The sequence below is a fragment of the Paenarthrobacter sp. C1 genome, assembly GCF_049315185.1.
Lineage (GTDB): Bacteria > Actinomycetota > Actinomycetes > Actinomycetales > Micrococcaceae > Arthrobacter > Arthrobacter nicotinovorans.
This window is the reverse complement of the sequence record NZ_CP186052.1, coordinates 4,524,504-4,546,676: the sequence shown is the minus strand read 5'-3', so window position 1 is coordinate 4,546,676 and position 22,173 is coordinate 4,524,504. Positions and strand designations below refer to the sequence as shown.

Annotated in this window: 22 protein-coding genes; 17 read left to right on the top strand and 5 right to left on the bottom strand. The window is 64.9% G+C overall.

Going from position 1 to position 22,173, the window contains the following annotated elements:
* Window positions 1-5: 5 nt before the first annotated feature.
* The 9 genes from pcaH to ACNAOU_RS21275 all read left to right on the top strand — a co-directional run bounded on the left by pcaH (window position 6) and on the right by ACNAOU_RS21275 (window position 7,855).
* A complete protein-coding gene (gene pcaH / locus ACNAOU_RS21315) occupies window positions 6-830 on the top strand; it encodes a protocatechuate 3,4-dioxygenase subunit beta (protein WP_422757697.1) in 825 nt (274 codons plus the stop codon).
* 4 nt (window positions 831-834) lie between these two features.
* Window positions 835-1,455, top strand: coding sequence for a protocatechuate 3,4-dioxygenase subunit alpha (pcaG, locus tag ACNAOU_RS21310; RefSeq protein WP_189076572.1), 621 nt, complete (start codon window positions 835-837; stop codon window positions 1,453-1,455).
* A complete protein-coding gene (locus ACNAOU_RS21305) occupies window positions 1,452-2,873 on the top strand; it encodes a class-II fumarase/aspartase family protein (RefSeq protein WP_422757696.1) in 1,422 nt (473 codons plus the stop codon). Before pcaG ends, ACNAOU_RS21305 begins: the two co-directional genes overlap by 4 nt.
* Window positions 2,866-3,675: an alpha/beta fold hydrolase gene (locus ACNAOU_RS21300; protein WP_413305206.1), complete on the top strand. Its 810-nt coding sequence runs from the start codon at window positions 2,866-2,868 to the stop codon at window positions 3,673-3,675. Before ACNAOU_RS21305 ends, ACNAOU_RS21300 begins: the two co-directional genes overlap by 8 nt.
* Window positions 3,672-4,124: a 4-carboxymuconolactone decarboxylase gene (pcaC, locus tag ACNAOU_RS21295; RefSeq protein WP_413305204.1), complete on the top strand. Its 453-nt coding sequence runs from the start codon at window positions 3,672-3,674 to the stop codon at window positions 4,122-4,124. The genes ACNAOU_RS21300 and pcaC overlap by 4 nt, the downstream gene beginning before the upstream one ends.
* A 43-nt stretch (window positions 4,125-4,167) precedes the next feature.
* On the top strand, window positions 4,168-5,388 hold the full coding sequence (locus tag ACNAOU_RS21290; protein ID WP_018779346.1) for a thiolase family protein: 1,221 nt from the start codon (window positions 4,168-4,170) through the stop codon (window positions 5,386-5,388).
* Window positions 5,389-5,392: 4 nt separating this feature from the next.
* A complete protein-coding gene (locus ACNAOU_RS21285; protein WP_018779345.1) occupies window positions 5,393-6,076 on the top strand; it encodes a 3-oxoacid CoA-transferase subunit A in 684 nt (227 codons plus the stop codon).
* Window positions 6,077-6,078: 2 nt separating this feature from the next.
* Window positions 6,079-6,747 carry a 3-oxoacid CoA-transferase subunit B gene (locus tag ACNAOU_RS21280; RefSeq protein WP_018779344.1) on the top strand — a complete coding sequence of 223 codons (669 nt, stop codon included), beginning with the start codon at window positions 6,079-6,081 and terminating at the stop codon, window positions 6,745-6,747.
* A 304-nt stretch (window positions 6,748-7,051) separates the two neighbouring features.
* The gene (locus ACNAOU_RS21275; RefSeq protein WP_018779343.1) at window positions 7,052-7,855 is read left to right on the top strand and encodes an IclR family transcriptional regulator domain-containing protein; all 804 of its coding nucleotides are present in this window, start codon (window positions 7,052-7,054) and stop codon (window positions 7,853-7,855) included.
* A gap of 58 nt (window positions 7,856-7,913) precedes the next feature.
* Here the strand turns inward: ACNAOU_RS21275 and ACNAOU_RS21270 are convergent, their stop codons facing one another.
* Both ACNAOU_RS21270 and ACNAOU_RS21265 read right to left on the bottom strand, forming a co-directional pair.
* Window positions 7,914-8,258, bottom strand: a complete 345-nt coding sequence (locus ACNAOU_RS21270) for an iron chaperone (RefSeq protein ID WP_422757695.1) — start codon at window positions 8,256-8,258, stop codon at window positions 7,914-7,916.
* Between the two features lie 40 nt (window positions 8,259-8,298).
* Window positions 8,299-8,697: a RidA family protein gene (locus ACNAOU_RS21265; protein ID WP_018779341.1), complete on the bottom strand. Its 399-nt coding sequence runs from the start codon at window positions 8,695-8,697 to the stop codon at window positions 8,299-8,301.
* 135 nt (window positions 8,698-8,832) lie between these two features.
* Here ACNAOU_RS21265 and ACNAOU_RS21260 point away from each other — a divergent pair, with 135 nt between their 5' ends.
* The 7 genes from ACNAOU_RS21260 (at window position 8,833) to ACNAOU_RS21230 (ending at window position 17,933) form a co-directional block, all read left to right on the top strand.
* Window positions 8,833-9,681, top strand: a complete 849-nt coding sequence (locus tag ACNAOU_RS21260; RefSeq protein ID WP_422757694.1) for a fumarylacetoacetate hydrolase family protein — start codon at window positions 8,833-8,835, stop codon at window positions 9,679-9,681.
* A 35-nt stretch (window positions 9,682-9,716) separates the two neighbouring features.
* Window positions 9,717-10,199: a cupin domain-containing protein gene (locus tag ACNAOU_RS21255; protein ID WP_055973957.1), complete on the top strand. Its 483-nt coding sequence runs from the start codon at window positions 9,717-9,719 to the stop codon at window positions 10,197-10,199.
* A gap of 3 nt (window positions 10,200-10,202) precedes the next feature.
* Entirely contained in the window at window positions 10,203-11,075 is an 873-nt protein-coding gene (locus ACNAOU_RS21250) for an acyl-CoA thioesterase (RefSeq protein WP_110504729.1), read from the top strand.
* Between the two features lie 71 nt (window positions 11,076-11,146).
* A complete protein-coding gene (locus ACNAOU_RS21245; protein ID WP_422757693.1) occupies window positions 11,147-12,841 on the top strand; it encodes an AMP-binding protein in 1,695 nt (564 codons plus the stop codon).
* A 14-nt stretch (window positions 12,842-12,855) separates the two neighbouring features.
* Window positions 12,856-15,246, top strand: coding sequence for a bifunctional salicylyl-CoA 5-hydroxylase/oxidoreductase (locus tag ACNAOU_RS21240; protein ID WP_110504727.1), 2,391 nt, complete (start codon window positions 12,856-12,858; stop codon window positions 15,244-15,246).
* A 2-nt stretch (window positions 15,247-15,248) separates the two neighbouring features.
* The gene (locus ACNAOU_RS21235) at window positions 15,249-16,610 is read left to right on the top strand and encodes an MFS transporter (RefSeq protein WP_422757692.1); all 1,362 of its coding nucleotides are present in this window, start codon (window positions 15,249-15,251) and stop codon (window positions 16,608-16,610) included.
* Window positions 16,611-16,700: 90 nt separating this feature from the next.
* The gene (locus ACNAOU_RS21230; protein WP_422757627.1) at window positions 16,701-17,933 is read left to right on the top strand and encodes an IS30 family transposase; all 1,233 of its coding nucleotides are present in this window, start codon (window positions 16,701-16,703) and stop codon (window positions 17,931-17,933) included.
* A 43-nt stretch (window positions 17,934-17,976) separates the two neighbouring features.
* Here the strand turns inward: ACNAOU_RS21230 and ACNAOU_RS21225 are convergent, their stop codons facing one another.
* The gene (locus tag ACNAOU_RS21225; RefSeq protein WP_039243426.1) at window positions 17,977-18,510 is read right to left on the bottom strand and encodes a hypothetical protein; all 534 of its coding nucleotides are present in this window, start codon (window positions 18,508-18,510) and stop codon (window positions 17,977-17,979) included.
* A gap of 189 nt (window positions 18,511-18,699) precedes the next feature.
* Between ACNAOU_RS21225 and ACNAOU_RS21220 the strand changes: the two genes are divergently transcribed.
* Window positions 18,700-19,599: a PaaX family transcriptional regulator C-terminal domain-containing protein gene (locus ACNAOU_RS21220; protein WP_229778685.1), complete on the top strand. Its 900-nt coding sequence runs from the start codon at window positions 18,700-18,702 to the stop codon at window positions 19,597-19,599.
* Window positions 19,600-19,616: 17 nt separating this feature from the next.
* Here ACNAOU_RS21220 and ACNAOU_RS21215 read toward each other — a convergent pair whose 3' ends face one another.
* On the bottom strand, window positions 19,617-20,393 hold the full coding sequence (locus tag ACNAOU_RS21215) for a VOC family protein (RefSeq protein WP_422757691.1): 777 nt from the start codon (window positions 20,391-20,393) through the stop codon (window positions 19,617-19,619).
* Window positions 20,394-20,503: 110 nt separating this feature from the next.
* Window positions 20,504-22,090, bottom strand: a complete 1,587-nt coding sequence (locus tag ACNAOU_RS21210; protein ID WP_422757690.1) for a phytoene desaturase family protein — start codon at window positions 22,088-22,090, stop codon at window positions 20,504-20,506.
* Window positions 22,091-22,173: the final 83 nt, after the last annotated feature.

Below are 22,173 nucleotides of genomic sequence, written 5' to 3'. Positions count from 1 at the left end.
AACTCGTGCCGCCAGCAGAGCCGCATGCCGCGCACGATGCCAAGAAGGTTGAGACGCAGGCGGACCTCAGTGCTGAGATCAAGGCCATCGGGGATCGTTACGCCCAAGCACTGAAGGACGGCAAAGGACCCGAAACCATGCCGCGGCTGGACTATGCGCCCTACCGCAGCAGCATCCTGCGCCACCCCACCAAGAGCCTGCACCACGCGGACCCGGAGACCATCGAGCTCTACTCGCCGGCCTTCGGACACCAGGACGTGCACGCACTGGAATCGGACCTGACCATCCAGCACAACGGCGAGCCGCAGGGTGAGCGCATCATCGTCGCCGGCCGCGTGCTGGACGGCGACGGCCGCCCGGTGGCCGGCCAGCTCGTGGAGATCTGGCAGGCCAACGCATCGGGCCGCTACATCCACAAGCGCGACCAGCACCCCGCACCGCTCGACCCGAGCTTCACCGGCGTCGGACGCTGCATTACCGGCGCCGACGGCTCGTACTCCTTCACCACCATCAAACCCGGCGCCTACCCGTGGAAGAACCACCTGAATGCCTGGCGTCCGGCGCACATCCATTTCTCCATGTTCGGCTCGGAGTTCACGCAGCGCATCGTCACCCAGATGTACTTCCCGGGTGACCAGTTGTTCCCGTTGGACCCCATCTACCAATCGATCGTGGACCAGGACGCCCGCGACCGCCTGGTGGCACAGTACGACCACGAGCTGACCAGCCCCGAGTGGGCCCTCGGCTACAAGTGGGACATCATCCTGACCGGTTCCAAGCGGACCTGGACGGAAAACGAAGCATACGGCGACGCCGGGGACGAGGAGTAAGCACATGAGCAAGCTGACACCCACACCGGGCCAGACCGTGGGCCCCTTCTACGGCTACGCCCTCCCCTTCACCAAGGACAACGAGCTCCTGGCACCGGGCAGCCCCGGCAGCATCCGCCTTCAAGGCACGGTGTACGACGGCGCGGGCAACCCCATCCCGGACGCCATCCTTGAGATCTGGCAGCCGGATACCGAAGGCAACATCGTCCAGCGCACCGGCTCCCTGGTCCGTGACGGCTACACGTTCACCGGCTGGGGCCGGGGCTCCGTGGGCAACTCCGGCGTGTACACGTTCACCACGGTCAACCCGGGTCCCACCAAGCCCGGAGCGGCAGCGTTCATCTCGGTGGCCGTTTTCGCCCGCGGCCTCATGAACCGCCTCTTCACCCGCGTGTACCTGCCGGAAAACGAGGAAGCACTGGCCAATGATCCTTTGTTGAGCTCCCTTGACCCGGAGCGCCGCAAGACGCTCATCGCCCGTCGCGACCCCGACGGTGGCCTCACCTGGGACATCCGCCTGCAGGGTGGCGACGAGACCGTGTTCCTGGACTTCCAGCAAGACGGTTCGCTCGACAACAGCGTCGGCAACAGCGGGGACTCGCCGGCAAGGGAAAACCTGGCATGATCGACGGCGACTTCGGCCTCCTCAGCCCCGTCTCGGCGTCGCCCTCCGTGGCCGCGCTGACGGGCGACCGTGCCGTGATCGCGGCAATCCTCGACGTCGAAGCTGCCTGGGCGGCTGTCCTTGAGGAAGCCGGGCTTGCCCCGGTGGGATCCGCCGCTGTGGTGGCCGAAGCCGCCAACCCCGCGTCCTACGACGTCGCGGATATCGCTGAACGGGCCCAAGGCGGAGGCAACCCGGTGATTCCGTTGCTCGGCGACCTCCGCGCCCGGGTCCGCGGGCTGGACACCGCCGGCATCGGTGCGGGCAAGGCGGTCCACGCCTCGCTCACCAGCCAGGACGTCCTCGACTCCGCCCTCATGCTGCTCGCCCGCAGGACCATCGCGGCGCTCCTGGCCGAAGTCAAGGGCACGACGACGGCGCTCGCTACCTTGGCGGAACAGCATGCGGAAACGCTGTGCGTGGGCAGGAGCCTGACGCAGCATGCGCTTCCGTACTCGTTCGGGCTCAGGGCTGCGCAGTGGTTCCAGGGCGTGGCCGATGCGGGTGCGCGACTGGAGTCGTTGGAGTTGCCCGTGCAGTTCGGCGGGGCCGGTGGAACCTTGGCCTCCGGGACCAGGCTGGCCGCGGGCTCCGGTTCAACGCCCTTTACACTGGCGGATTCGTGGGCGGCTGCGCTGGGGTTGGCCCCGGCGACGGCTCCCTGGCACACCAACCGCATGGTGGTGACGGCCCTCGGTGACGGGCTTGCGGCACTGGTCGATTCCTTCGGGAAGATCGCAGCGGACCTGTTGTTCCTGAGCCGTCCGGAGGTTGCCGAACTTGGTGAGCCGTTGGCTGCCGGCCGCGGTGTCTCTTCGGCCATGCCGCAGAAGCAGAATCCGGTGCTCTCCGTGCTGATCCGCAGCGCAGCGTTGCAGGCTCCCGGCCTCGCATCTCAGCTGCACCTGGCCGCGGCCACTTTCAATGACGAACGCCCCGACGGCGCCTGGCACAGCGAATGGCCGGCGCTGCGTCGCCTGCTGGGCCTGGCGATGGGTGCTGCCTACCACCTCCGCGAACTCACCGAGGGTCTCCGCGTCTTCCCGGAAGCGATGCGCAGGAACCTGCAGTTGTCGGGCCCGCTGCTCCTCAGCGAAGGTGTGTCGGCCGCCGTCGCCCCTCTGCTGGGCGAGGACGGAAAGCAGAAGCTGCAGGCTGTCGTCGACCGGACCCTTGCGGCTCCGGCAACCGAACAGGGGGACACGTACCGCAAGCTCCTCCGTGAAACCGTTCCATCCAACAAGCTCTCCGACGCCGGGCTTGAGGCACTGCTGGATCCGGCAAGCTACCTGGGCGAGGCACAGGAAATCAGCCGTCGGATCCTCGCCGCCTACCCCGGCTTCACCGGATCCCCTGCGAAAGGAGCCCCTCGTGGCTAAGCCAACCATCAAGGCCGTGTTGCTGTCCCCGAAACGTGAACTCGGCGCGAAACCGCTCCTGGTGGTCGGCCCGTCGCTGGGTACCTCCACCGTTCTGTGGTCCGAAACCGCCGCGCTCCTGGGCGACGAATACGACGTCATCGGCTGGGACCTGCCCGGCCACGGCATCTCGCCGGCCGCCGCCGAAGGTTTCGACGTCGCGGACCTGGCGGACGCCGTCGTCGACCTTGTGGACTCTGTCACCGGAAACACGGCGGCGACGTTCCACTATGCGGGTGTCTCCCTGGGCGGGGCCACCGGCCTGCAGCTCGGCATCAAGCACGGCGACCGCCTCCGCAGCTTGTCCGTCCAGTGCTCCGGGCCGAAGCTCGGCACTCCGGAGGGCTGGCTGGACCGTGCAGAAACCGTGCGCTCGCTGGGTACTCCGGTGATGATCCAGGGTTCCGCTGAGCGCTGGTTCGGCCACGGATTCATGGAGCGCCAGCCGGAGATCAGCAGCCGCCTGCTGCACGCACTCCGCGACGCCGACAGGTTCAGCTATTCGTTCTGCTGCGAAGCCCTGGCCCGTTTGGACGTCCGCGATCAGCTCGGCAGCATCACCGTCCCCACGCAGGTGATTGCCGGTGAAGAGGACCAGGTCGCACCGCCGTCGATGGCTGAAGAGCTCGTCAACAGCATCGTCGCCGGTGGCGGCACTGCTGAGGCCGTGACGCTCGACGGCGTCGGGCACCTCGCGCCCGCAGAGGCACCGAAAGTCGTGGCATCGCTGATGCACACCTTCATGAAGGAGAACGGACGATGAGCCCTACGGCTTCCGAAAGCAACGACGCGGCACGCAATGGTGCCGTACAGGCGGACGCCACCGCGCAGGATATCTACGACGCCGGCATGGTGGTCCGCCGCGAAGTGCTCGGGGACGCGCACGTGGACCGGGCGAATGCCGGCAAGGATTCCTTCACCGAGGACTACCAGGACATGATCACCAGGATTGCCTGGGGTGGCATCTGGACGCGGCCTGGCCTGAGCCGGCAAATGCGTTCCGCCGTAACCCTCACGGCGCTGGTGGCGCACGGTCACTGGGAAGAGCTGGCCATGCACGTCCGGGCAGCCCTCAACAACGGCCTGAGCAGGGACGAAATCAAGGAAATCCTGCTGCAGACCGCCATTTATTGCAGTGTGCCGTCGGCCAACTCGGCCTTCAAGACGGCCCAAAAAGTATTCGCCGAAATCGACGCCACCGAACCCAACTGACCCCAGGTCCCCTGGTTGGTCAGGCAGAAACGAAGGAAACACCATGAACCAGGCTTTTGTGTACGACGCCGTGCGCACGCCCTTTGGCAAGTTCGGCTCCGGCCTTGCCGCTGTCCGTCCCGATGACCTTGCCGCGCACGTGGTCCGCGAGTCCGTGAAGCGGGCACCCGGGCTGGATGTTGAGCGGATCGACGAGGTCGTGTTCGGCAACGCCAACGGCGCCGGCGAGGAAAACCGTAATGTGGCCCGCATGGCCACCCTGTTGGCCGGCCTGCCCGTGTCCATTCCGGGCACCACGGTCAACCGTTTGTGTGGCTCGTCCCTGGACGCGGCCATCATTGCTTCGCGCCAGATCAATGCCGGCGACGCCGACCTCATGCTGGTGGGCGGCGCCGAGTCCATGTCCCGTGCGCCGTGGGTGCTGCCCAAGACGTCCAAGCCCTACCCGGCCGGTGACATGACCCTGGCATCCACCACGCTTGGTTGGCGTTTGGTGAACCCGGCCATGAACAAGGACTGGACCATCTCCCTGGGCGAAGCCACCGAACGACTGCGCGAGAAGTACGGGATCACCCGGGAACGGCAGGACGCTTTTGCGGCGGACTCGCACAACCTGGCCGACGCCGCGTGGAACGAAGGCTTCTACGATTCTTTGGTCACGGCGGTTCCGGGCACTGATCTCGTCCGGGACGAGGGCATCCGTGCCGGTTCTTCCGCTGAGAAGCTTGCGGGTTTGAAGACCGTGTTCCGCCCTGAGTCTGACGGGCCCGACGGCGGTACGGTCACCGCCGGGAATGCCTCGCCTTTGTCCGATGGTGCTTCGGCTGCGTGGATCGGTTCGGAAGCCGCTGCGGGGATTCTTGGTTTGGATCCCTTAGCCCGTATTGCCGGCCGTGGCGCGCATGGCAACGATCCCCAGTTCTTCGGTTTCGCCCCGGTGGAGGCCGCGAACAAGGCCCTGGCGAAGGCGGGCATCGGCTGGGACCAGGTGGGCGCCGTCGAACTTAACGAAGCGTTCGCCGCGCAATCGCTGGCGTGCGTTGACGCGTGGGGGATCGACCCCGGAATCGTGAACCGCCACGGCGGTGCGATCGCGATGGGCCACCCGCTCGGCGCCTCCGGTACCCGCATCCTGGGCACGCTCGCACGGTCCCTGCAGGCTTCCGGTCAGCGCTGGGGCGTCGCGGCGATCTGCATCGGCGTCGGTCAAGGCCTGGCCGTGGTGCTGGAAAACGTAACTGCCGGAGTTTCAGAAGGAGTCTAGGGCGATGTTGAATTTCATTGACACTGTTGGCGAGGCTGTCGCCGGCATCAAGGACGGGTCCACGGTGATGATCGGCGGGTTCGGCAATGCCGGGCAGCCGTTCGAACTCATTGATGCCCTGATGGACTGCGGGGCGAAGGACCTGACCGTGGTGAACAACAACGCCGGCCAGGGCGATCAGGGCCTGGCGTTGCTGATCAAGGAAGGCCGGGTCCGCAAGATGATCTGTTCCTTCCCGCGGCAGTCCGACTCCTGGCACTTCGACGCCAAGTTCCATGCCGGTGAGATCGAGCTGGAGCTCGTGCCGCAGGGCAACCTGGCTGAGCGTATCCGAGCCGCCGGCGCCGGGATTGGCGGGTTCTTCACCCCCACCGGCTACGGCACCACCTTGGCTGAAGGCAAGGAAACCCGGTTGCTGGACGGGAAGTGGCAGGTGTTTGAGACCCCGATCCACGCCGACGTGGCGCTGATCAAGGCACTCAAGGCCGACGGCAAGGGCAACCTCGTCTACCGCAAGACCGCCCGGAACTTCGGCCCGATCATGGCCGCCGCAGCCAAGCACACCATTGTGCAGGTCTCGGAGATCGTCCCCACCGGTTCGCTGGATCCGGAGAACGTGGTGACACCCGGTATTTACGTCAACAGCGTGGTCCGCGTCGGCGGTTCCCGAGCAGAGCAGGTGGCCTGATCATGAGCACCCAGACAAGCATCCAAACCTCCGAAAAGCCGCTGGGCCGCGACGAACTCGCCCAGCTGGTGGCCCGCGACATCGCTCCCGGTTCGTTCGTGAACCTGGGCATTGGCCAGCCGACGCTCGTGTCTAACTACCTCACCGAGGAACAGAACATCACGCTCCACACGGAGAACGGGATGCTCGGCATGGGCCCGGCAGCTGTTGGCGAGGAGATTGACGGCGATTTGATCAATGCCGGCAAAATCCCCGTTACCGAACTTCCCGGTGCTTCGTACTTCCACCACGCCGACTCGTTCGCGATCATGCGCGGCGGTCACCTGGACATCTGCGTCCTCGGGGCCTTCCAAGTCTCCGCCACCGGCGACCTCGCCAACTGGCACACCGGGGCCCCGGACGCTATTCCCGCCGTGGGTGGCGCGATGGACCTCGCCACCGGCGCCAAGGATGTCTTCGTGATGATGACCCTGCTGACCCGCGAGGGCGTGTCCAAGCTCGTGGAGAAGTGCACGTACCCGCTGACCGGCGTCGGCTGCGTGACCCGCGTCTACACGGACAAGGCAGTGTTCCTCACAGGACCCGACGGCGTCACCGTCCGCGAGACCTTCGGCTGCACCTTCGACGAGATCCAGGAACTCGTGCCCCTTCCGCTGAAAAAGGCAGAGTAGGCCCCGCAAATCTGGGCTCCCCCGCGTTGTGAGGCCCGCTCTACGTGCTATCGCCTTGGCATGGCGCGCAGAGTAGGCCCCGCAAGTTTGGGCTCTCCGTTGTGGGGCCCGCTCTGCATCCCCACCGCCTCCCTAACCTCGCAAGCTCGGTCAGGGAACCCGGGCGGCGTGGGCCCTGTCTTGGCATGGCGCGCAGAGTAGGCCCCGCAAGTTTGGGCTCCCCGTTGCGGGGCCCGCTTTGCATGTTATTTTTCCCGCTTAGGGCGCAAAGCGGACCCCGCAACGCCACCTAGGATTGGTAACCATGACCGACTCCGCAGTTACCCCGCAGGCCAGCGACCAGTACGTCCAGTCGCTGGCCCGGGGCCTCGCCGTGATCCGGGCGTTCGACGCAAACAACCCCGTCATGACGTTGAGCGAAGTCGCAGCCCGCACGGACCTGACCCGCGCCACGGCTCGCCGGTTCCTGCATACCCTGGTTGAGCTCGGCTACGTCCGCACCGACGGAAAGACCTTTGCGCTCACGGCCAAAGTGCTGCAGCTCGGCTACTCGTACCTCTCCGCCCTGTCCCTGCCGCAACTCGCCCAGCCTCACTTGGAGCAGCTCAGCCTGAAACTTGGGGAATCCACATCGGCCGCAGTCCTCGACGGGCAGGACATTTTCTACGTGGCGCGGGTCGCCACCAAGCGCATCATGAACGTCGGAATCACGGTCGGCACGCGGTTCCCCGCCTACGCGACATCCATGGGCCGGGTGCTGCTTGCCGGACTTCCGCAGGCCAAGCTCGAGGCATACCTGACGACGGCGGAACTCACCCCGCTCACGCCGCGAACCGTCGCCAGCGTGCCCGACTTGAGGGCCGCCGTCGAGCGTGTCCGTCAGCAGGGCTGGTGCCTGCTTGACCAGGAGCTGGAACTCGGGCTGATGTCCATCGCTGCCCCGGTCTGGAACCACAACAACGGAGACAACGTGGCCGCGATCAACGTGTCCCTGCAGGCCCAGGCCGTTGCGGCGCAGCCGGATCCGGACCAGTACCTGGAGGAAGTGCGGCAGCAGGTGGTGGCGACCGCCGACGCCATTTCCCAGGACGTCTCGGCCAAGCACTGAGTTTTTGTACAGCTAATGCCCGCAAGCTGGCCTCAGAAGGGCATTAGCTGTGCAAAAACTACTTCCGGATCGCCGCGAGCCGCGTTTCCAGAATCCGCCGCACCATGGAGTCGGGCACAGGGTTGTCCGCGGAGAACCTCAATGTTCCCGGCGACCACGAGTACCCGCCAAGCTCCTCTGACATTTCGGGGAGGATCTGGCCGCTGAACGGGTACAGCGCCAAGTGCTTCTTCGTTTCGAGCACGCTCACGAAGCCCCTGCCATCCACCAGCAACGCGGGCATCCCATAACTGGTGCCTTCCTCGGCGTCAGGGGCAAGCTCCCGCGCGATCCCGACGATCCGTTCCAACGGACCCCGGTTGCCCGCGCTGACAGTGTCCAGGTATTCGGTGACAGTTCCCATAGGGACATGCTTCACCACGGGAACCCGCCAGGCCAGAGGCTTAGCGCTCCGGGATGACCGCGATGCCCTGGATCTCGATCAACGCTTCCTTCTGCCACAGGCGCGTGACGCCGATGCCGGCCATGGCCGGGTACTGCGAGCCCGCCATTTCACGCCACAGCCGTCCAATTTCCCGGCCGTTGGCCATGTAGTCGTCAACGTCGGTGAGGTAGATGGTCACGTTGACCAGGTCCTCAGGTTCGCCGCCGGCCTCGCGCAGGGTGGTGAGCACGTTGGTGAACGCCTGTTTGAACTGCTCCACAATCCCGCCGGGAACGATGTTCATGTTCTTGTCCAACGCTGTCTGCCCGCCCAGGAAGACCGTGTTGCCGGCCAGGATTCCGTGCGCGTAGCCGGATGGTTTGGCCAGTGACTCCGGGTTGATTGTTGTGTGGCTCATGCTGTTCCTCCTCGGTTGTGGCAACTGCAAAAACTTTTGAAAAGCCCCTGTGCAGATCATTTCCGCCGTGCTACGTTGAGCATATGTGACGATCGTAAAAAAGTCGACACATCCAGAATCTCGAAGGGAAAAGCAATGAAACTCGCCACTTTGCGCACGGCCAACGGAGGAACGACGGCGGCCATCGCCACCGGCGACGACGCCTGGCTCGCGCTTCCGGCCAGCGACGTCGGCGCCCTCCTGGGCCGGTCGGACTGGCGGGCTCTCGTGGAGGAAACGCAGGCATCCGGAGCTCCGGTCATCACCGGCGCCGACCCTGCCCCGTTGCTTCCCCGCGCCGGCAAAGTCATCTGCTGCGGCCTGAACTACGGCGACCACATCCAGGAAATGGGCAGGGAGCTTCCCGAATATCCCACCTTGTTCGCCAAGTACGCGGACACCCTGGTCGGCGCCAACGACGCCGTGGAAGTCCACGGCAGTGGCCGCGTCGACTGGGAAGCCGAGCTCGCCGTCGTCGTGGGTTCCGAGCTGTACCGGGCGGACGAGGACCAGGCCCGCGAAGCCATCGCCGGGTACACCGTTGCCAACGACGTCTCCATGCGCGACTGGCAGAACCGGACCCTGCAGTGGTTCCAAGGCAAGGCCTGGGACCGCACTACCCCGGTGGGGCCGGTCATGCTGACCGCGGACGAGGCCGGGGAGAGTTTTGACGTCCGCGGCTACGTCAACGGCGAGCTCGTGCAGCAGGGAAACACCAGCACCCTGGTGTTCGGACCGGCACAACTGCTGTCCTACATCTCCCGGTTTACTGTCCTGCGCCCCGGCGACCTGGTACTCACCGGAACGCCCGGGGGAGTGGGCATGGGCATGACTCCGCCCCGCTTCCTGAAGGACGGGGATGTCCTCACCACCGAAATCGACGGGATCGGCCGGCTGGAAAACCTGTTCCGGATCCAGGCCGACGTCGCAGTCCCCGCGTCATAACAAACGTCCCGAAACCCACACAAAGGAGAAACCCCATGAGCCAGACAACCACTGAATACGTCCTCGACGGCGACAACTCCATCTACGCCCAGCCTGACGGCAAGGTTGTCCCGGTTGTTACCCGCGCCGGTGCAGAAGACACCAACACCGCACAGTCCGGCGATTGCATCCGCGTGTCAGGCGTCAGCATCCAGCACACCCCGGCGACCAAGATCTGGTTCGGCCAGGTATCCAACACCCCCGGGTACCGTTCACTGCCGCACCACCACGGTGAGGCCGAAACCGGCGGCTATGTGCTCCGGGGCCACGGCCGGATCTACTTTGGCGAGAACTACTCGGAGTTCCTGGACATGAAGGCCGGCGACTGGGTCTTCGTGCCCCCGTTCATGCCCCACGTCGAGGCCAACATGTCCGTCACGGAAGACCTCGTGTGGCTGACCGCCCGCACCCCGGAAAACCTCGTGGTCAACCTTGAGGACGTTCCGGACGAGACCCTCGCCGACTACCGCAGGGCGTAGGCCATGATCACTGGAACCCTGACCTCGGAGACCTTCCTCCGCGCCGTCCAGCTGACCCCGGCAACGCCGGAGGTTTTCGACGAAGCGTATGAAGCAACCACGCAGTACGTACCGTGGCCAAAAGCCTATGGTGGAGACATGGTGGCCCAAGCCGCAGCAGCCATGATGCGCTCGGTGGACGCTGACAGGACATTGCACTCGATGCACAGCTACTTCATGCGTCCGGTGGATATAGGTTCCAGTGTCCGCTACGAAGTCGAGCGCCTTCGGGACGGCCGCGGATACTCCACGCGGACAGTCCGCGGCTTCCAGAACGGCAAGCCGGTGTACGCCGCGATGGGTTCCTTCCAGGTTCCCGAGAACGGTCCGGACTTCCAGCCTGAGGCGCCTGCCGCCGTCGAGCCTGAATCCCTGCGGTCAGCGGCGGAAGCGCTTGAAGCGGCCGACGGCGCGGCGGCGGAGTACTGGTCGACGGGACGCAGCTTCGACATGCGCCATATTCCCGGCCCGGTATATATCGAACTGGAGGGCGGCATGGTCCCCCAGCAGGCCATCTGGGTCAAAGCCTTCGATGCCTTGCCGGACGACGCCGACCTCCACCGCACAGCCCTTGCCTACGTCTGCGACTACACGATCCTGGAGCCGCTCCTCCGGGTCAACGGGTTGAACTGGTCCAGCCCCGGCCTCGCAACGGCGAGCTTGGACCACTCCATGTGGTTCCACCGCGACGGCCGCGCCGACGAATGGGTGCTGTATGCCCAGGAAGCCGTATCCGGCCAGAGCAACAGGGGCCTGGCCATGGGCCGGTTCTTCGACCGGCAAGGCAGGCTCCTGGCAACAGTCGCCCAGGAAGGCATGATCCGCGCGGGTTCCTGACCGGCCCGCAACCCGCACGCCCCAAAACGCCCATCCCCAGCTTCAACGACGCACCACTGAAAGGAACGGCCATGAGCATGTTGCCATCGGCCCACGTGGACACGTTCACCCGCGACCACCTGCCGCCCGCCGATACCTGGCCGGCGCTCGAATTCACCCTCCCCGAACTCCAATACCCGGACCGGCTCAACGCTGCCGCCGTGCTGATCGACGACGCTGTCGAGCAGTACGGTGCCGACCGTCCCGCCCTCCGCACTCCCGACGGCGTTGTCTGGAGCTACGGCGAGCTGCAAACCCGTTCCAACCAGGTAGCCCAGGTCCTCACCGAAGACCTCGGCGTGGTTCCCGGCAACCGCGTGCTGCTGCGCGGCCCCAACAACCCGTGGATCGTCGCGGCCTGGCTCGGCGTCCTGAAGGCCGGCGCCGTGGTGGTCACCACCATGCCCATGCTGCGCTCCACCGAGGTCGCCACCCTGATCGGACTTACGAAGCCGGTGGTTGCGATTTCCGACCACCGCTTCGTGGACGAGCTGGCGATCGCGGCAGGGGACGATGTCACTGTCCTGGCGTACGGATCGACCACCGGTAACGCGGACGACGACGGCGACCTCACCTCCCGTTGCGGGCGCAAGAGCGGGGAGTTCGCCGCTGTGGACACGGCCGCGGACGACGTTGCCCTGCTGGGACCGACCTCGGGTACAACCGGTGTGCCCAAGGTGACCATGCATTTCCACCGCGACATCCTGGCCAACGCCGACACGTTTGCCCGGTACATCCTGCAACCCACGGCTGACGATGTCTTTGCGGGCTCACCTCCGCTTGCGTTCACGTTCGGACTCGGGGGCTTGGTGGTCTTCCCGCTCCGCTTCGGCGCGTCATCCCTCCTCACCGAGAAAGCCGGACCCGTGGAACTGGCAGAGCACGCAGCCGCAGCCGGCGCCACCATCCTGTTCACCGCACCGACGGCGTACCGGGCCATCCTGAAGGAGAAGCGCGGAGATCTCCTGCGCAGCCTGCGGATTGCCGTCTCTGCCGGAGAGCACCTTTCCAAGGAGACCTGGGAAGCCGTCCGTGAAGCCACAGGCCTGCGCCTGGTCAATGGAATCGGCGCCACGGAGATGCTGCACGTGTTCATCTCCGCTGCCGGGGACGATATCCGCCCAGGAACCACGGGGCGTGCTGTGCCGGGGTTCAGGGCCACCATCCTGGACAACGACGGCAACGAACTCGGCGCGGGCAACATCGGCCGCCTCGCAGTCATCGGGCCCACCGGGTGCCGCTACCTGGATGATCCCCGGCAGGCGAACTACGTGGTGCGAGGCTGGAACGTCACCGGGGATACCTTTGCCATGGATGCCGACGGGTACTTCACCTACCAGGCCCGCTCGGACAACATGATCGTCTCCTCCGGGTACAACATCGGCGGGCCGGAGGTTGAATCGGCCATAGACCAGCACCCGGATGTCGTGGAAAACGCAGTCATCGGCATCCCGGACGAGGAACGCGGCAGCATCGTCTGCGCTTTCGTTGTCCTGCGCGACGGAGTCACCGGCGACGCCGCCAAGCGCAAGGAAATCCAGGACTTCGTGAAGCAGACCATCGCGCCCTACAAGTACCCCCGGGACGTCCGCTTCGTCACCGGACTCCCGCGCAATCCCAGCGGCAAACTCCAGCACTTCAAACTCCGCGAAGGAGTCCTTGCACAGGACGCCGGGAGCACGAGCCAAACCCCGCAACTTACCCCTGCCGGCCAGAGCCAGGCCTGAAAAGGAGCATCACCATGAAGATCGCAATCGTTGGAGGCGGCCCGGGTGGCCTGTACTTCGCAGCACTGATGAAGCAGCTGGACCCGTCCCACAACATCACCCTCTGGGAACGCAACGCTGCCAGCGACACCTTTGGATTCGGCGTCGTGTTTTCCGATGAGACCCTCGGCGGCATCGGCAACGCCGACCCCGTGGTGGCCGAATACATGAGCCGTCGGTTCGCCCGCTGGTCCGACATCGACATCCACTTCCGGGGCGAAATGAAAACGGTGGGTGGGCAGGGGTTTGCGGCTATGAGCCGCAAGGAACTCCTTGAGTTGCTCCAGCGCCGCTGCATCGAACTGAACGTGGATGTCCGGTTCAGCACCCTGGCGCCGCCGGTGGAGGAACTCGAGGCCAATTACGATCTTGTCCTGGCCGCCGACGGAATCAACTCCCAGATCCGCGCCCGGTATGCGGAGTCCTTCAAACCGAACCTGGATCCGCGGACCAACAAGTTCATGTGGCTGGGCACCAACCAGGTCTTTGAAGCCTTCAAGTTCTTCGTGAAGGAAACCGAGTGGGGCGTCATGCAGATCCACGGCTACCCCTACTCGGATGAGGGCTCCACGTTCATTGTGGAAATGCACCAGGACGTGTGGCACGCAGCGGGCTTCGACGAGACCGCCAACGAGGTTTTCCCGCCGGGTGTCTCGGACGAAAAGGCCATTGCCAAAATCCGCGACATCTTCGCCGAGGAACTGGACGGCTACGAGGTCCTGAGCAACAACTCCAAGTGGATCAACTTCACCACGGTCCGCAACGAGAGCTGGCGCCACAACAACGTGGTCCTGCTGGGCGACGCTGCCCACACGGCCCACTTCTCCATCGGCTCCGGCACCAAGCTGGCCATGGAGGACTCCCTGGCCCTGGCTGCGTGCCTGCACGAGCACCCCACGGTGGAGCAAGCACTGGAAGCCTACGAGGCCGAACGCCGGCCCGTGGTTGCGTCGACCCAGCGTGCAGCCCAGGCTTCCCTTGAATGGTTCGAGCGCATCGGCCAGTACAAGGACCAGGATCCCACCCAGTTCGCGTTCAACCTGCTCACCCGCAGCCGCCGCATCACTCAGGAGAACCTGCGCTTGCGGGATCCCGGATTCGCCGAGGCCGTGGAGCGTAACTTCGCTGATTCCCAGGGCCTTGGCGACGTTGCCCCGGCCATGTTCCAGCCGTTCCGCCTCGGAGGGCTGGAGCTCAAGAACCGCATCATCGTCTCCCCGATGGACATGTACTCCGCTATTGACGGGGTCCCGGGCGACTTCCACAAGGTCCACCTGGGGTCCAAGGCGCTGGGCGGCGCGGGGCTGGTCATGACCGAGATGGTGTGCGTTTCCGAAACGGGCCGCATCACCCCCGGCTGCACCGGCCTGTACACCGATGGCCAGCGTGACAGCTGGAAGGAGATCGTGGACTTCGTTCACAGCCGCTCCACCGCCAAGATCGGCGCGCAGCTGGGCCACTCCGGCCGCAAGGGCTCCACCAAGCTCATGTGGGAAGGCATCGACCAGCCGCTTGAGTCGGGAAACTGGACCGCCGTCGGGCCTTCCGCCCTGCCGTACAGCGCCGAAAACCAGACCCCGGTGGAATTGGACCGTGCCGGCATGGATGCCATCAAGGCGGAGTTCGTTGCCTCCACCGTCCGTGCCGAGGAGGCAGGTTTCGACCTTCTGGAGATCCACGCGGCCCACGGCTACCTGCTCTCCTCCTTCCTTTCGCCGGTTTCCAACAAGCGGACCGACGAATACGGCGGCAGCTTGGAGAACCGGCTGCGGTTCCCGTTGGAAGTGTTCGACGCCGTTCGCGCGGCCTGGCCTGCCGGCAAGCCTTTGACGGTACGCATCTCAGCGACCGACTGGATCGAGGGTGGCAACACGTCTGACGATTCCGTGGAGATCGCCCGGGCTTTTGTCGCCCACGGCGCTGCCGGCCTGGACGTCTCCACGGGCCAAGTGGCCAAGGAAGAGAAGCCTGCCTTCGGCCGCAGCTACCAGACGCCGTTCGCTGACCGTATCCGCCAGGAAGTGGCCGCTCCGGCAGGTGTGGCGGTGATCGCCGTCGGCGCTATCTCAAGCTACGACGACGTCAACTCGATCCTCCTTGCCGGCCGGGCGGACCTCATCGCCCTGGGCCGCACGCACCTGTACGATCCGCAGTGGACCCTGCATGCCGCCGCTGAGCAGGAGTACCAGGGGCCCGGCGCCCAGTGGATCCCGCAATTCCGGGCGGGACGCCGCAAGCCACCGAGCTCGCGCACTGACGCCGTCCGTCCCCGCCTTTCGTTGCTGAAGGAAGCGGACATCGACGAGGCCACCACGCACCTCCGGTGGACCCCGGCGTCGGCTGCTGCATCGGTTTTGGTGAAGTAGCCGTGGCTACCGCACCAGTCAACGACTGGAACGTGCCTAAGAAGACCACCGGCTTGGTGTTGTTCTGCTGCTGGCTCGCGATCCTCGCCGAAGGCTATGACGTCGGCGTCCTCGGCGCTGTCCTTCCCGCGCTTGCGGAGTACAAGGAATGGAACCTGTCGCCGCTTGCCCTGGGCGGCCTGGGGTCATATGCCTTGATCGGCATGCTTATTGGCGCCCTGTTCATCGGCACGCTCAGCGACCTCGTAGGCCGCAAGAAGATGCTCCTGGCATCCATGGTGATCTTCACGATCACCCAAGCCGGCGCGGCCTGGGCGCCTACCCCTGAACTGTTCGGGCTGTTCAGGCTTATCGGCGGTCTCGGCATGGGTGGTGTCATCCCGGTGGCGGCTGCACTGACCATCGAGTACTCAGCCCCGAACAAGCGGTCATTCAACTATGGCCTCATGTACTCCGGCTATTCCCTGGGCATTGTCGCAGCTGCCCTGGCTGCATTGTTTGTCCTGCCCCTGGGTGGCTGGCGTGCCGTGATTGCCATTGGAGCGGCACCGATTGTCCTGCTCCCGGTCATCTGGAAATTCCTGCCCGAATCGCTGGAATACCTGGAGACAAAGGGCCGCCGCTCCGAGGCGAAGGCCTTGGCCGCTACTCTTCAGATCGCCGACTACCGGCCTGTTGTCCCGGCGGCCCCGGTTGCCAACGGCGGGCCCGCGGATCCTTGGTGGAAGACCATCACCACCATGTTCTCCAGGAAGTACCTGCGCTCCACGGTGTTCTTCTGGATCTCGCTGTTCTGCGGCCTGGTGCTGGTGTACGGGCTGAATACCTGGTTGCCGAGCATCATGAAGAAGGCCGGCTACGACCTCGGCTCGTCCCTGACGTTCCTGTTGGTCTTCAGCCTCGCCTCTGCCATCGGTGGCCTGCTCCTTGGCCGCGCGGCTGACAAGTACGGCAAGAAGCTCATCCTGATGGTGTTCTACATCCTGGGCAGCCTGGGCATCATGCTGCTGGTCTTCCCCAACACCATGGTGGTGAATCTGCTGTTCGTGGCGTTCGCCGGCGTCGGTTCGATCTCGACGTCGCTGGTCCTCACCGGCTACATTGCCGACTACTACCCTGCCAAGGTCCGTGGAACAGCCACGGGCTGGGCGCTGAGCTTTGCCCGGCTGGGTGCCATTTCCGGGCCCCTGATCGGCGGCTGGATTGCAGGCTCCAAGTTGCCCTTCGAGGCGAATTTCGCGATCTTTGCCGGCATCGCGGTCTTGGCGGCCGGGGCGGTGGCGATGATTCCCAAGCCGCAGCCTGAGGTGCCGGTCGCCGCCGTCGACGTCGATCCCGACGACGTCACCGTCAGCACCGTATAGGAAGCAGCCCCGCGAGGTGGCAGTTAATGACAATTGGGAACCGGCGTCTTCAGGTGGCTAGTGCAACACCCCTGTAGTTGGAGGGGTGTCATGGTCAAGAAGTTGCCGTGGTCGGTTCGTGCGTGTGCGTATGAGCACTTGCTGGCGGGTGAGGACACGGGACGAAGTGCTGCCGCGGCTGGGGTGTCCCGGCAAGCGGTGTCGCATTGGGCGAAACTAGCGGGCATGGAACTTATCTCCGGCCCTGGTGGTGGCGTGCGTCTTCCGATGGCTTCGGAGGTGCTTTCGCGGGATAAGGAGCGAAGGTACCGGCGGCTGACTTTGGAGGACCGGGCTTATATCAAGGCCTGTCTGGGCTTGCCGGAGCCGCGTTCCATGCGACAGATCGCCAAGGAGTTGGGCGTGCATCCATCAACGGTGTCCCGGGAGATCCGCCGACACAGTATCGAGCATTGGGCCCGGCGCTATTACGACGCCGGGGTTGCCCAACACCGGGCACTGGTCCGCCGTAGACGGAACCGGCCCGTGAAGCTCTCTGCGGGAACGGCGGTGTGGAAGGAGGTCGTGGCACGCTTGAACCAGCGTTTCTCACCTCAACAGAGCGCTGCGGACCTGAAGAAGACGTTCCCCGAGCAGCCGGAGATGCACGTGTCCCACGAGTCAATTTACCAAGCCCTTTACGTGCAGGGCCGGGGTGCCTTGCGGCATGAACTTGCCGTGGAGAAGGCCCTACGTTCGGGCCGGACCGGTCGTAAGCCCCAATCAAAGCTGCCTGCCAGGAACGTAAGGCCCTGGCTTGAAGGGGCCCGGCTGAGCGACCGGCCCGCCGAAGTCCAGGACCGGGCCGTGCCCGGCCATTGGGAAGGTGATTTGGTCGTGGGTCCCGGTAACTCCGGGATCGTCACCTTGGTCGAGCGCTCCTCACGGTTCACTTTGCTGGGCCGGCTGCCGGGAGCCAGGGACAGCGCGACGGTCATCGAGGTCATGCAGAAAATGATCCACACCCTGCCCCAGGCGATCCTTAAAACGATCACCTGGGACCAAGGCACGGAAATGGCTCAACACGCCAAGTTCACAGTAGCGACCGGCTGCCAGCTGTTCTTCTGTGACCCGCACTCACCCTGGCAACGCGGCACGAACGAGAACACCAACGGACTGGTCCGCGATATCCACCCCAAAGGCACGAACTTCAACCAGGTCAGCGACGAAGAACTCGCCCACACCCAGCACCTGCTCAACATCCGACCGCGTCAAACACTCCAATGGGACACCCCAACTGAAAGACTGACCAAACTAATCGATGGTGTTGCACTAGCAAGCTGAAACCGCCACCCCGGGACTGTCATTAACTGCCATCCCGACGTGGTTAGCGCAGGCCCTTCAGGATGTTCTTGGGGCGCTGCATCTCTCCGTGCTTGGCACCGAGAATGATGACCCAGGCAGCGAAGGCGGGAATGGCCCACTGGAGGGCCTTGAGCTGGGTCTGTGCCGACTTCAGCTCATCGGAGGCACCTGCGCGCGGTTCCGTGGCTCCTTCGGCGCCTTCGCCGGAGAGCTCGTCTACCTTCTTGCCCACGATGCCGGCGTAAAGTGTCACCGCAGCTCCGGCCAGGGTCACCACGGTCTTGTAGACGGTGTTGGCGGCCACGTTGTCCTGCTTGGCGATGCGCCCCTTGTTCTCCCAGGCGATGGCGAGGTCGGAGGCGAGGTGGCCCGCGAAGGCCGCGGTCTGGATCGGAGCCCATTTGCCCCAGCCCTTGCTGGACAAGCGGGTGCGCTCGGTGGGGTCCTTGGCTTCTGCGGCGGCTCCGTTGAGCCCGATGGCCCCCATCAATGAGCCGCCGAACCATGCCGCAGCGGTGAGGTCGTGGATGGAACGGGCTACAAGATTTCCTGCCATGATGTGCTTCCTATCGTTGATGCGGAAAGTACCTGATGTGGCTGCTTGATCCTGTTGCGGAGTTCAAGTGTTCCTCCATAGTAAGCATCCTTACTATGGGCTTGCCAGTTCGTGGCCTTTCGTTGAGCAGGCGGCGGCGCTCCCACACCTATGATGAAGTGGACTGGCGCCTGAACATTTGGCGCGGAAATGAGGATGTTTTCGATGTTCGCCGTCCCGGCACCCCCGGTGCGCCACCAGCAACTCCTCGTCACGATCTTTGGCCTCTACGGCCGGAACGCGGGCGACGCCTTGCCGGTCTCAGCACTGATTTCCATGCTGGGTTCCCTGGGATATGACGCTCCGGGAGTGCGTTCTTCCGTGTCCAGGCTCAAGGCCAAGGGCGTGCTCAAGAGCGTGCGTGAAGGTGGCATCGCCAAGTACAAGATTTCCGAGTCCGTCAGCGATGTGTTCCGTGAGGGCGACCGGAGGATCTTCGCCCCTGAGCAGGCCGCCCCCGTGGACAAATGGGTACTGGCCGTGTTTTCAGTGCCGGAGTCCATGCGCAACCGCCGGCACCAGCTGCGCTCCGCACTGCTGGGGCTTGGCTTTGGATCCGTAGCCAACGGTGTGTGGATCGCACCGGCGGGCAAGCTTGAGCAGGCCAGGGAGCGGCTGACAAGCAGTGGCTTGATCGAATTCGTGGACCTTTTCCGCAGCGACTACGTGTTTGACGGCCCCATGCGTCCGAAGATCGCCGAATGGTGGGACCTGAACGAACTCGACCAGCAATTCACCGAGTTCCTGGAACTCTATGAGGGGGCCGAAGAGCAGTGGACGCGGCGGGTTGGAGATGATCCCGAGGCCGCGTTGGCCGGTTCCACCGAGGAGTTGCGGCGCGAAGCCTTCCGTTACTACATCCCCATGCTCACCTTGTGGCGTAAGTTTCCGTACAAGGACCCGAACCTGCCCGCGGACTACCTGCCGCCGGAGTGGCATGGGCCCGCTGTCCGCAGGACCTTCCAAGCCGTCCACCGATTGGCGGCTCCACTTGCCGCGGCGCACGCACACGAGGTGATCTCGGAGGCGTTGGATCCCGCCGCGGCCTGATCGTGCAGCCGGACCGCTTAGTTGTTCGTCCGGGGCGCGTCGATGATGCCGAAGGTCTCACCTTGCGGGGCCCGCACGATGGCCGTGCGTCCCAAAGGGCTTTCCGCGGCCGGTCGGAGGAGCGTGGCGCCGAGCTCCACCGCCTTCAGCGCGGTGGCTTGGACGTGGTCGCTGGCGAACCACGTCATCCAACGGTCGGGCAAAGAGGCCTCGGCATCGTGGAACACTCCGCCGACTTCCCTGCCGTCCAGGGGCCTGCAGATGGTGGAGTACACGTAGCCGTCGTCGTGGATGTCCTGGAAACTGACGTCGAAGACGTCCGTGTAGAAGGACCGCGCCGCCTCCTTGTCGCGGGTGTGGAGTTCGTTCCAGCACAGCGCACCGTGTTCATTGACGCGTTCAGCCCCGATGTGGTTCCCGGCCTGCCAGATCCCAAACACCGAACCGAGACTGTCTGAAGCCAGGGCCATCCGGCCGGAGTCCATCACATTGAAAGGCGGCGCGATCAGTTGACCGCCGCTGCCCACGATTCTGCCGGCCGTCTGGTCAACGTCATCTGACGCCAGGTACGTAGTCCACGAGGACGGCGCGTCCTTGTCCTGTTGAGGGCCGATTCCAGCCACCGCGCGGCCCCGGAGTTCCGCCAGGACGTAACCCTCGGACTCCGGGCCGCCGGAAGCGAAGGTCCACCCAAACAGATCCGCGTAGAAGGCCTTGGCCGCGTCCAGGTCATCCACTCCCAAATCCACCCACATGGGCGTCGCGGCGGGCCAAGCGGAGATTTTGGTGGACATGGGGCTCCTTGGTGTAGGGCTGCGCTGAGTGGTGCAGCTGCCTCCCCGGAAGCCCTATGCGCCGAGCATCCGAAGAGGCAGCCACCCATAAAGTGCAGTCACGGCCCGGTTCATGACACGGTTTCGTCCTGCAAATCCTCCAGGACCGCCATGGCGGCGTTGTGCCCGCCCAGTCCACTGACTCCGCCCCCGCGGCGGGCACCTGCCCCGCAAAGGAAGATGTTCGGGTACCCCGTTGCGACGCCCCACCGTTCAGCCGGGGAAGCCCGGGGCTCGTCGTCCTCCAGGAAGGGCCACTGCAGCTTGCCGTGGAAGATATTGCCCCCCGACATGTTCAGGGCATGTTCAAGGTCAAGGGTGGTCTTGGCCTCGACGCACGGGTTTCCGTCGGCGTCCGTGAGCAGGAGGTCCTCGATGGGTTCGGCCAGGACCGAGTTGAGCGATTCGAGGACGGCGGCCTGGAGCTTGGCACGCATCACGTGGTTGTTTTCTTCCGTCACCAGCCGGTCGGGGGTGTGCAGCCCGAACACCGTCAATGTTTGCGCTCCGGCGGCTGCAAGCTCCCCGGAAAGGATGCTCGGATCAGTCAAGGAGTGGCAGTAGATCTCACAGGGGAGTGGGCTGGGTATCTGCCCGTCGGTGGCCGCACGGTGCGCGTCGGCAAGCTGTTGGTACCGCTCGTTGATGTGGAAGGTCCCGCCGAAGGCGGCTTCGGGAGTGACCGTGGCATCCCGGAGCTTCGGAAGGCGCTTCAGGAGCAGGTTCACCTTGATCTGCGCCCCTTCGGGCCGGGCGACCTCCTGCGGTGACGGTGCTCCCAGAAGGTCCTGCAGGACCCATGGCGAAACGTTGGCGAGGATACGCCTGCCCTGGACCACGTGTTCGCTGCCGTCGCGCCGGAACCGGACTTCGCCGTCGTCGGAAATGGCTGTTACCTCCGCCGACGGCAGCAGCGCCGCCCCGGCCTCCCGGGCCGCCCGCTCGAGTTCGCGGGAAACGGACCCCATGCCGCCCAAGGGAATGTCCCACAAGCCGGTCCCGTTGCCGATCACGTGATAGAGGAAGCATCGGTTGGCATCCATGGAGGGGTCGTCGAGCGAAGTGAAGGTGCCGATCAGGGCGTCGGTGGAAACCATGCCCCGGACCAGATCGTGGGTGAGGCGCTCTGTGATGACCTGGTCCAGCGGATTCTCGATGAAGGAGTTCCACAGCTTGTCGTCAGCCACGAGGGCCCGGGCTTCCGATCGGCTGGGCAGTGGTTCGCAAACGGTGGGGAACAAGGCTTGCGCGAGCTTGCCGGTGTCGGCGTAGAAGCCTTCCAGCGCGTCAAAGTCAGCTCCCGCACCCACATTTTCGAAGGATTCCCGGCTGGCGTGGGAGTCGCCGCCATCGATGAGGAGGCCTTTTTCGGGGTTTTCCGGGTCCGGTGTGTAGGAGGAGTACCTGCGGCGGGCCAGCGCTATGTCCAAGTTCAGCTCCTGGATAATCCGCTGGGGAAGCAGGCTGACCAGATAGGAGTAGCGCGAGAGGCGGGCATCGACGCCCTTGAAGGCGGCCGCTGAAACAGCCGCGCCGCCGAAGTGGTCGTCCCGCTCCAGGACGGCTACGCTCTTGCCCGCCCGAGCCAGGTACGCGGCCGCTGTGAGTCCGTTGTGGCCGCCGCCAACAATGACTGTGTCGTAAAGGGTCTTTTCCATAGGGCGAGACTAGACGGCGGGGGCTGTTGCTTACGGATACTGCTTCGAATGGTAAGAGGAACTTGGCCTTAGCTTGGATGCTG

Coding starts and splice junctions, on each gene's coding strand:
- ACNAOU_RS21230 (WP_422757627.1), top strand. CDS start 16,701: ATGGTCAAGAAGTTGCCGTGGTCGGTTCGTGCGTGTGCGTATGAGCAC.
- ACNAOU_RS21220 (WP_229778685.1), top strand. CDS start 18,700: ATGAGGATGTTTTCGATGTTCGCCGTCCCGGCACCCCCGGTGCGCCAC.
- ACNAOU_RS21210 (WP_422757690.1), bottom strand. CDS start 22,090: ATGGAAAAGACCCTTTACGACACAGTCATTGTTGGCGGCGGCCACAAC.
- ACNAOU_RS21305 (WP_422757696.1), top strand. CDS start 1,452: ATGATCGACGGCGACTTCGGCCTCCTCAGCCCCGTCTCGGCGTCGCCC.
- ACNAOU_RS21285 (WP_018779345.1), top strand. CDS start 5,393: ATGTTGAATTTCATTGACACTGTTGGCGAGGCTGTCGCCGGCATCAAG.
- ACNAOU_RS21270 (WP_422757695.1), bottom strand. CDS start 8,258: ATGGGAACTGTCACCGAATACCTGGACACTGTCAGCGCGGGCAACCGG.
- ACNAOU_RS21255 (WP_055973957.1), top strand. CDS start 9,717: ATGAGCCAGACAACCACTGAATACGTCCTCGACGGCGACAACTCCATC.
- ACNAOU_RS21265 (WP_018779341.1), bottom strand. CDS start 8,697: ATGAGCCACACAACAATCAACCCGGAGTCACTGGCCAAACCATCCGGC.
- ACNAOU_RS21260 (WP_422757694.1), top strand. CDS start 8,833: ATGAAACTCGCCACTTTGCGCACGGCCAACGGAGGAACGACGGCGGCC.
- pcaC (WP_413305204.1), top strand. CDS start 3,672: ATGAGCCCTACGGCTTCCGAAAGCAACGACGCGGCACGCAATGGTGCC.
- ACNAOU_RS21225 (WP_039243426.1), bottom strand. CDS start 18,510: ATGGCAGGAAATCTTGTAGCCCGTTCCATCCACGACCTCACCGCTGCG.
- ACNAOU_RS21275 (WP_018779343.1), top strand. CDS start 7,052: ATGACCGACTCCGCAGTTACCCCGCAGGCCAGCGACCAGTACGTCCAG.
- pcaG (WP_189076572.1), top strand. CDS start 835: ATGAGCAAGCTGACACCCACACCGGGCCAGACCGTGGGCCCCTTCTAC.
- ACNAOU_RS21245 (WP_422757693.1), top strand. CDS start 11,147: ATGAGCATGTTGCCATCGGCCCACGTGGACACGTTCACCCGCGACCAC.
- ACNAOU_RS21280 (WP_018779344.1), top strand. CDS start 6,079: ATGAGCACCCAGACAAGCATCCAAACCTCCGAAAAGCCGCTGGGCCGC.
- ACNAOU_RS21240 (WP_110504727.1), top strand. CDS start 12,856: ATGAAGATCGCAATCGTTGGAGGCGGCCCGGGTGGCCTGTACTTCGCA.
- ACNAOU_RS21215 (WP_422757691.1), bottom strand. CDS start 20,393: ATGTCCACCAAAATCTCCGCTTGGCCCGCCGCGACGCCCATGTGGGTG.
- ACNAOU_RS21250 (WP_110504729.1), top strand. CDS start 10,203: ATGATCACTGGAACCCTGACCTCGGAGACCTTCCTCCGCGCCGTCCAG.
- ACNAOU_RS21290 (WP_018779346.1), top strand. CDS start 4,168: ATGAACCAGGCTTTTGTGTACGACGCCGTGCGCACGCCCTTTGGCAAG.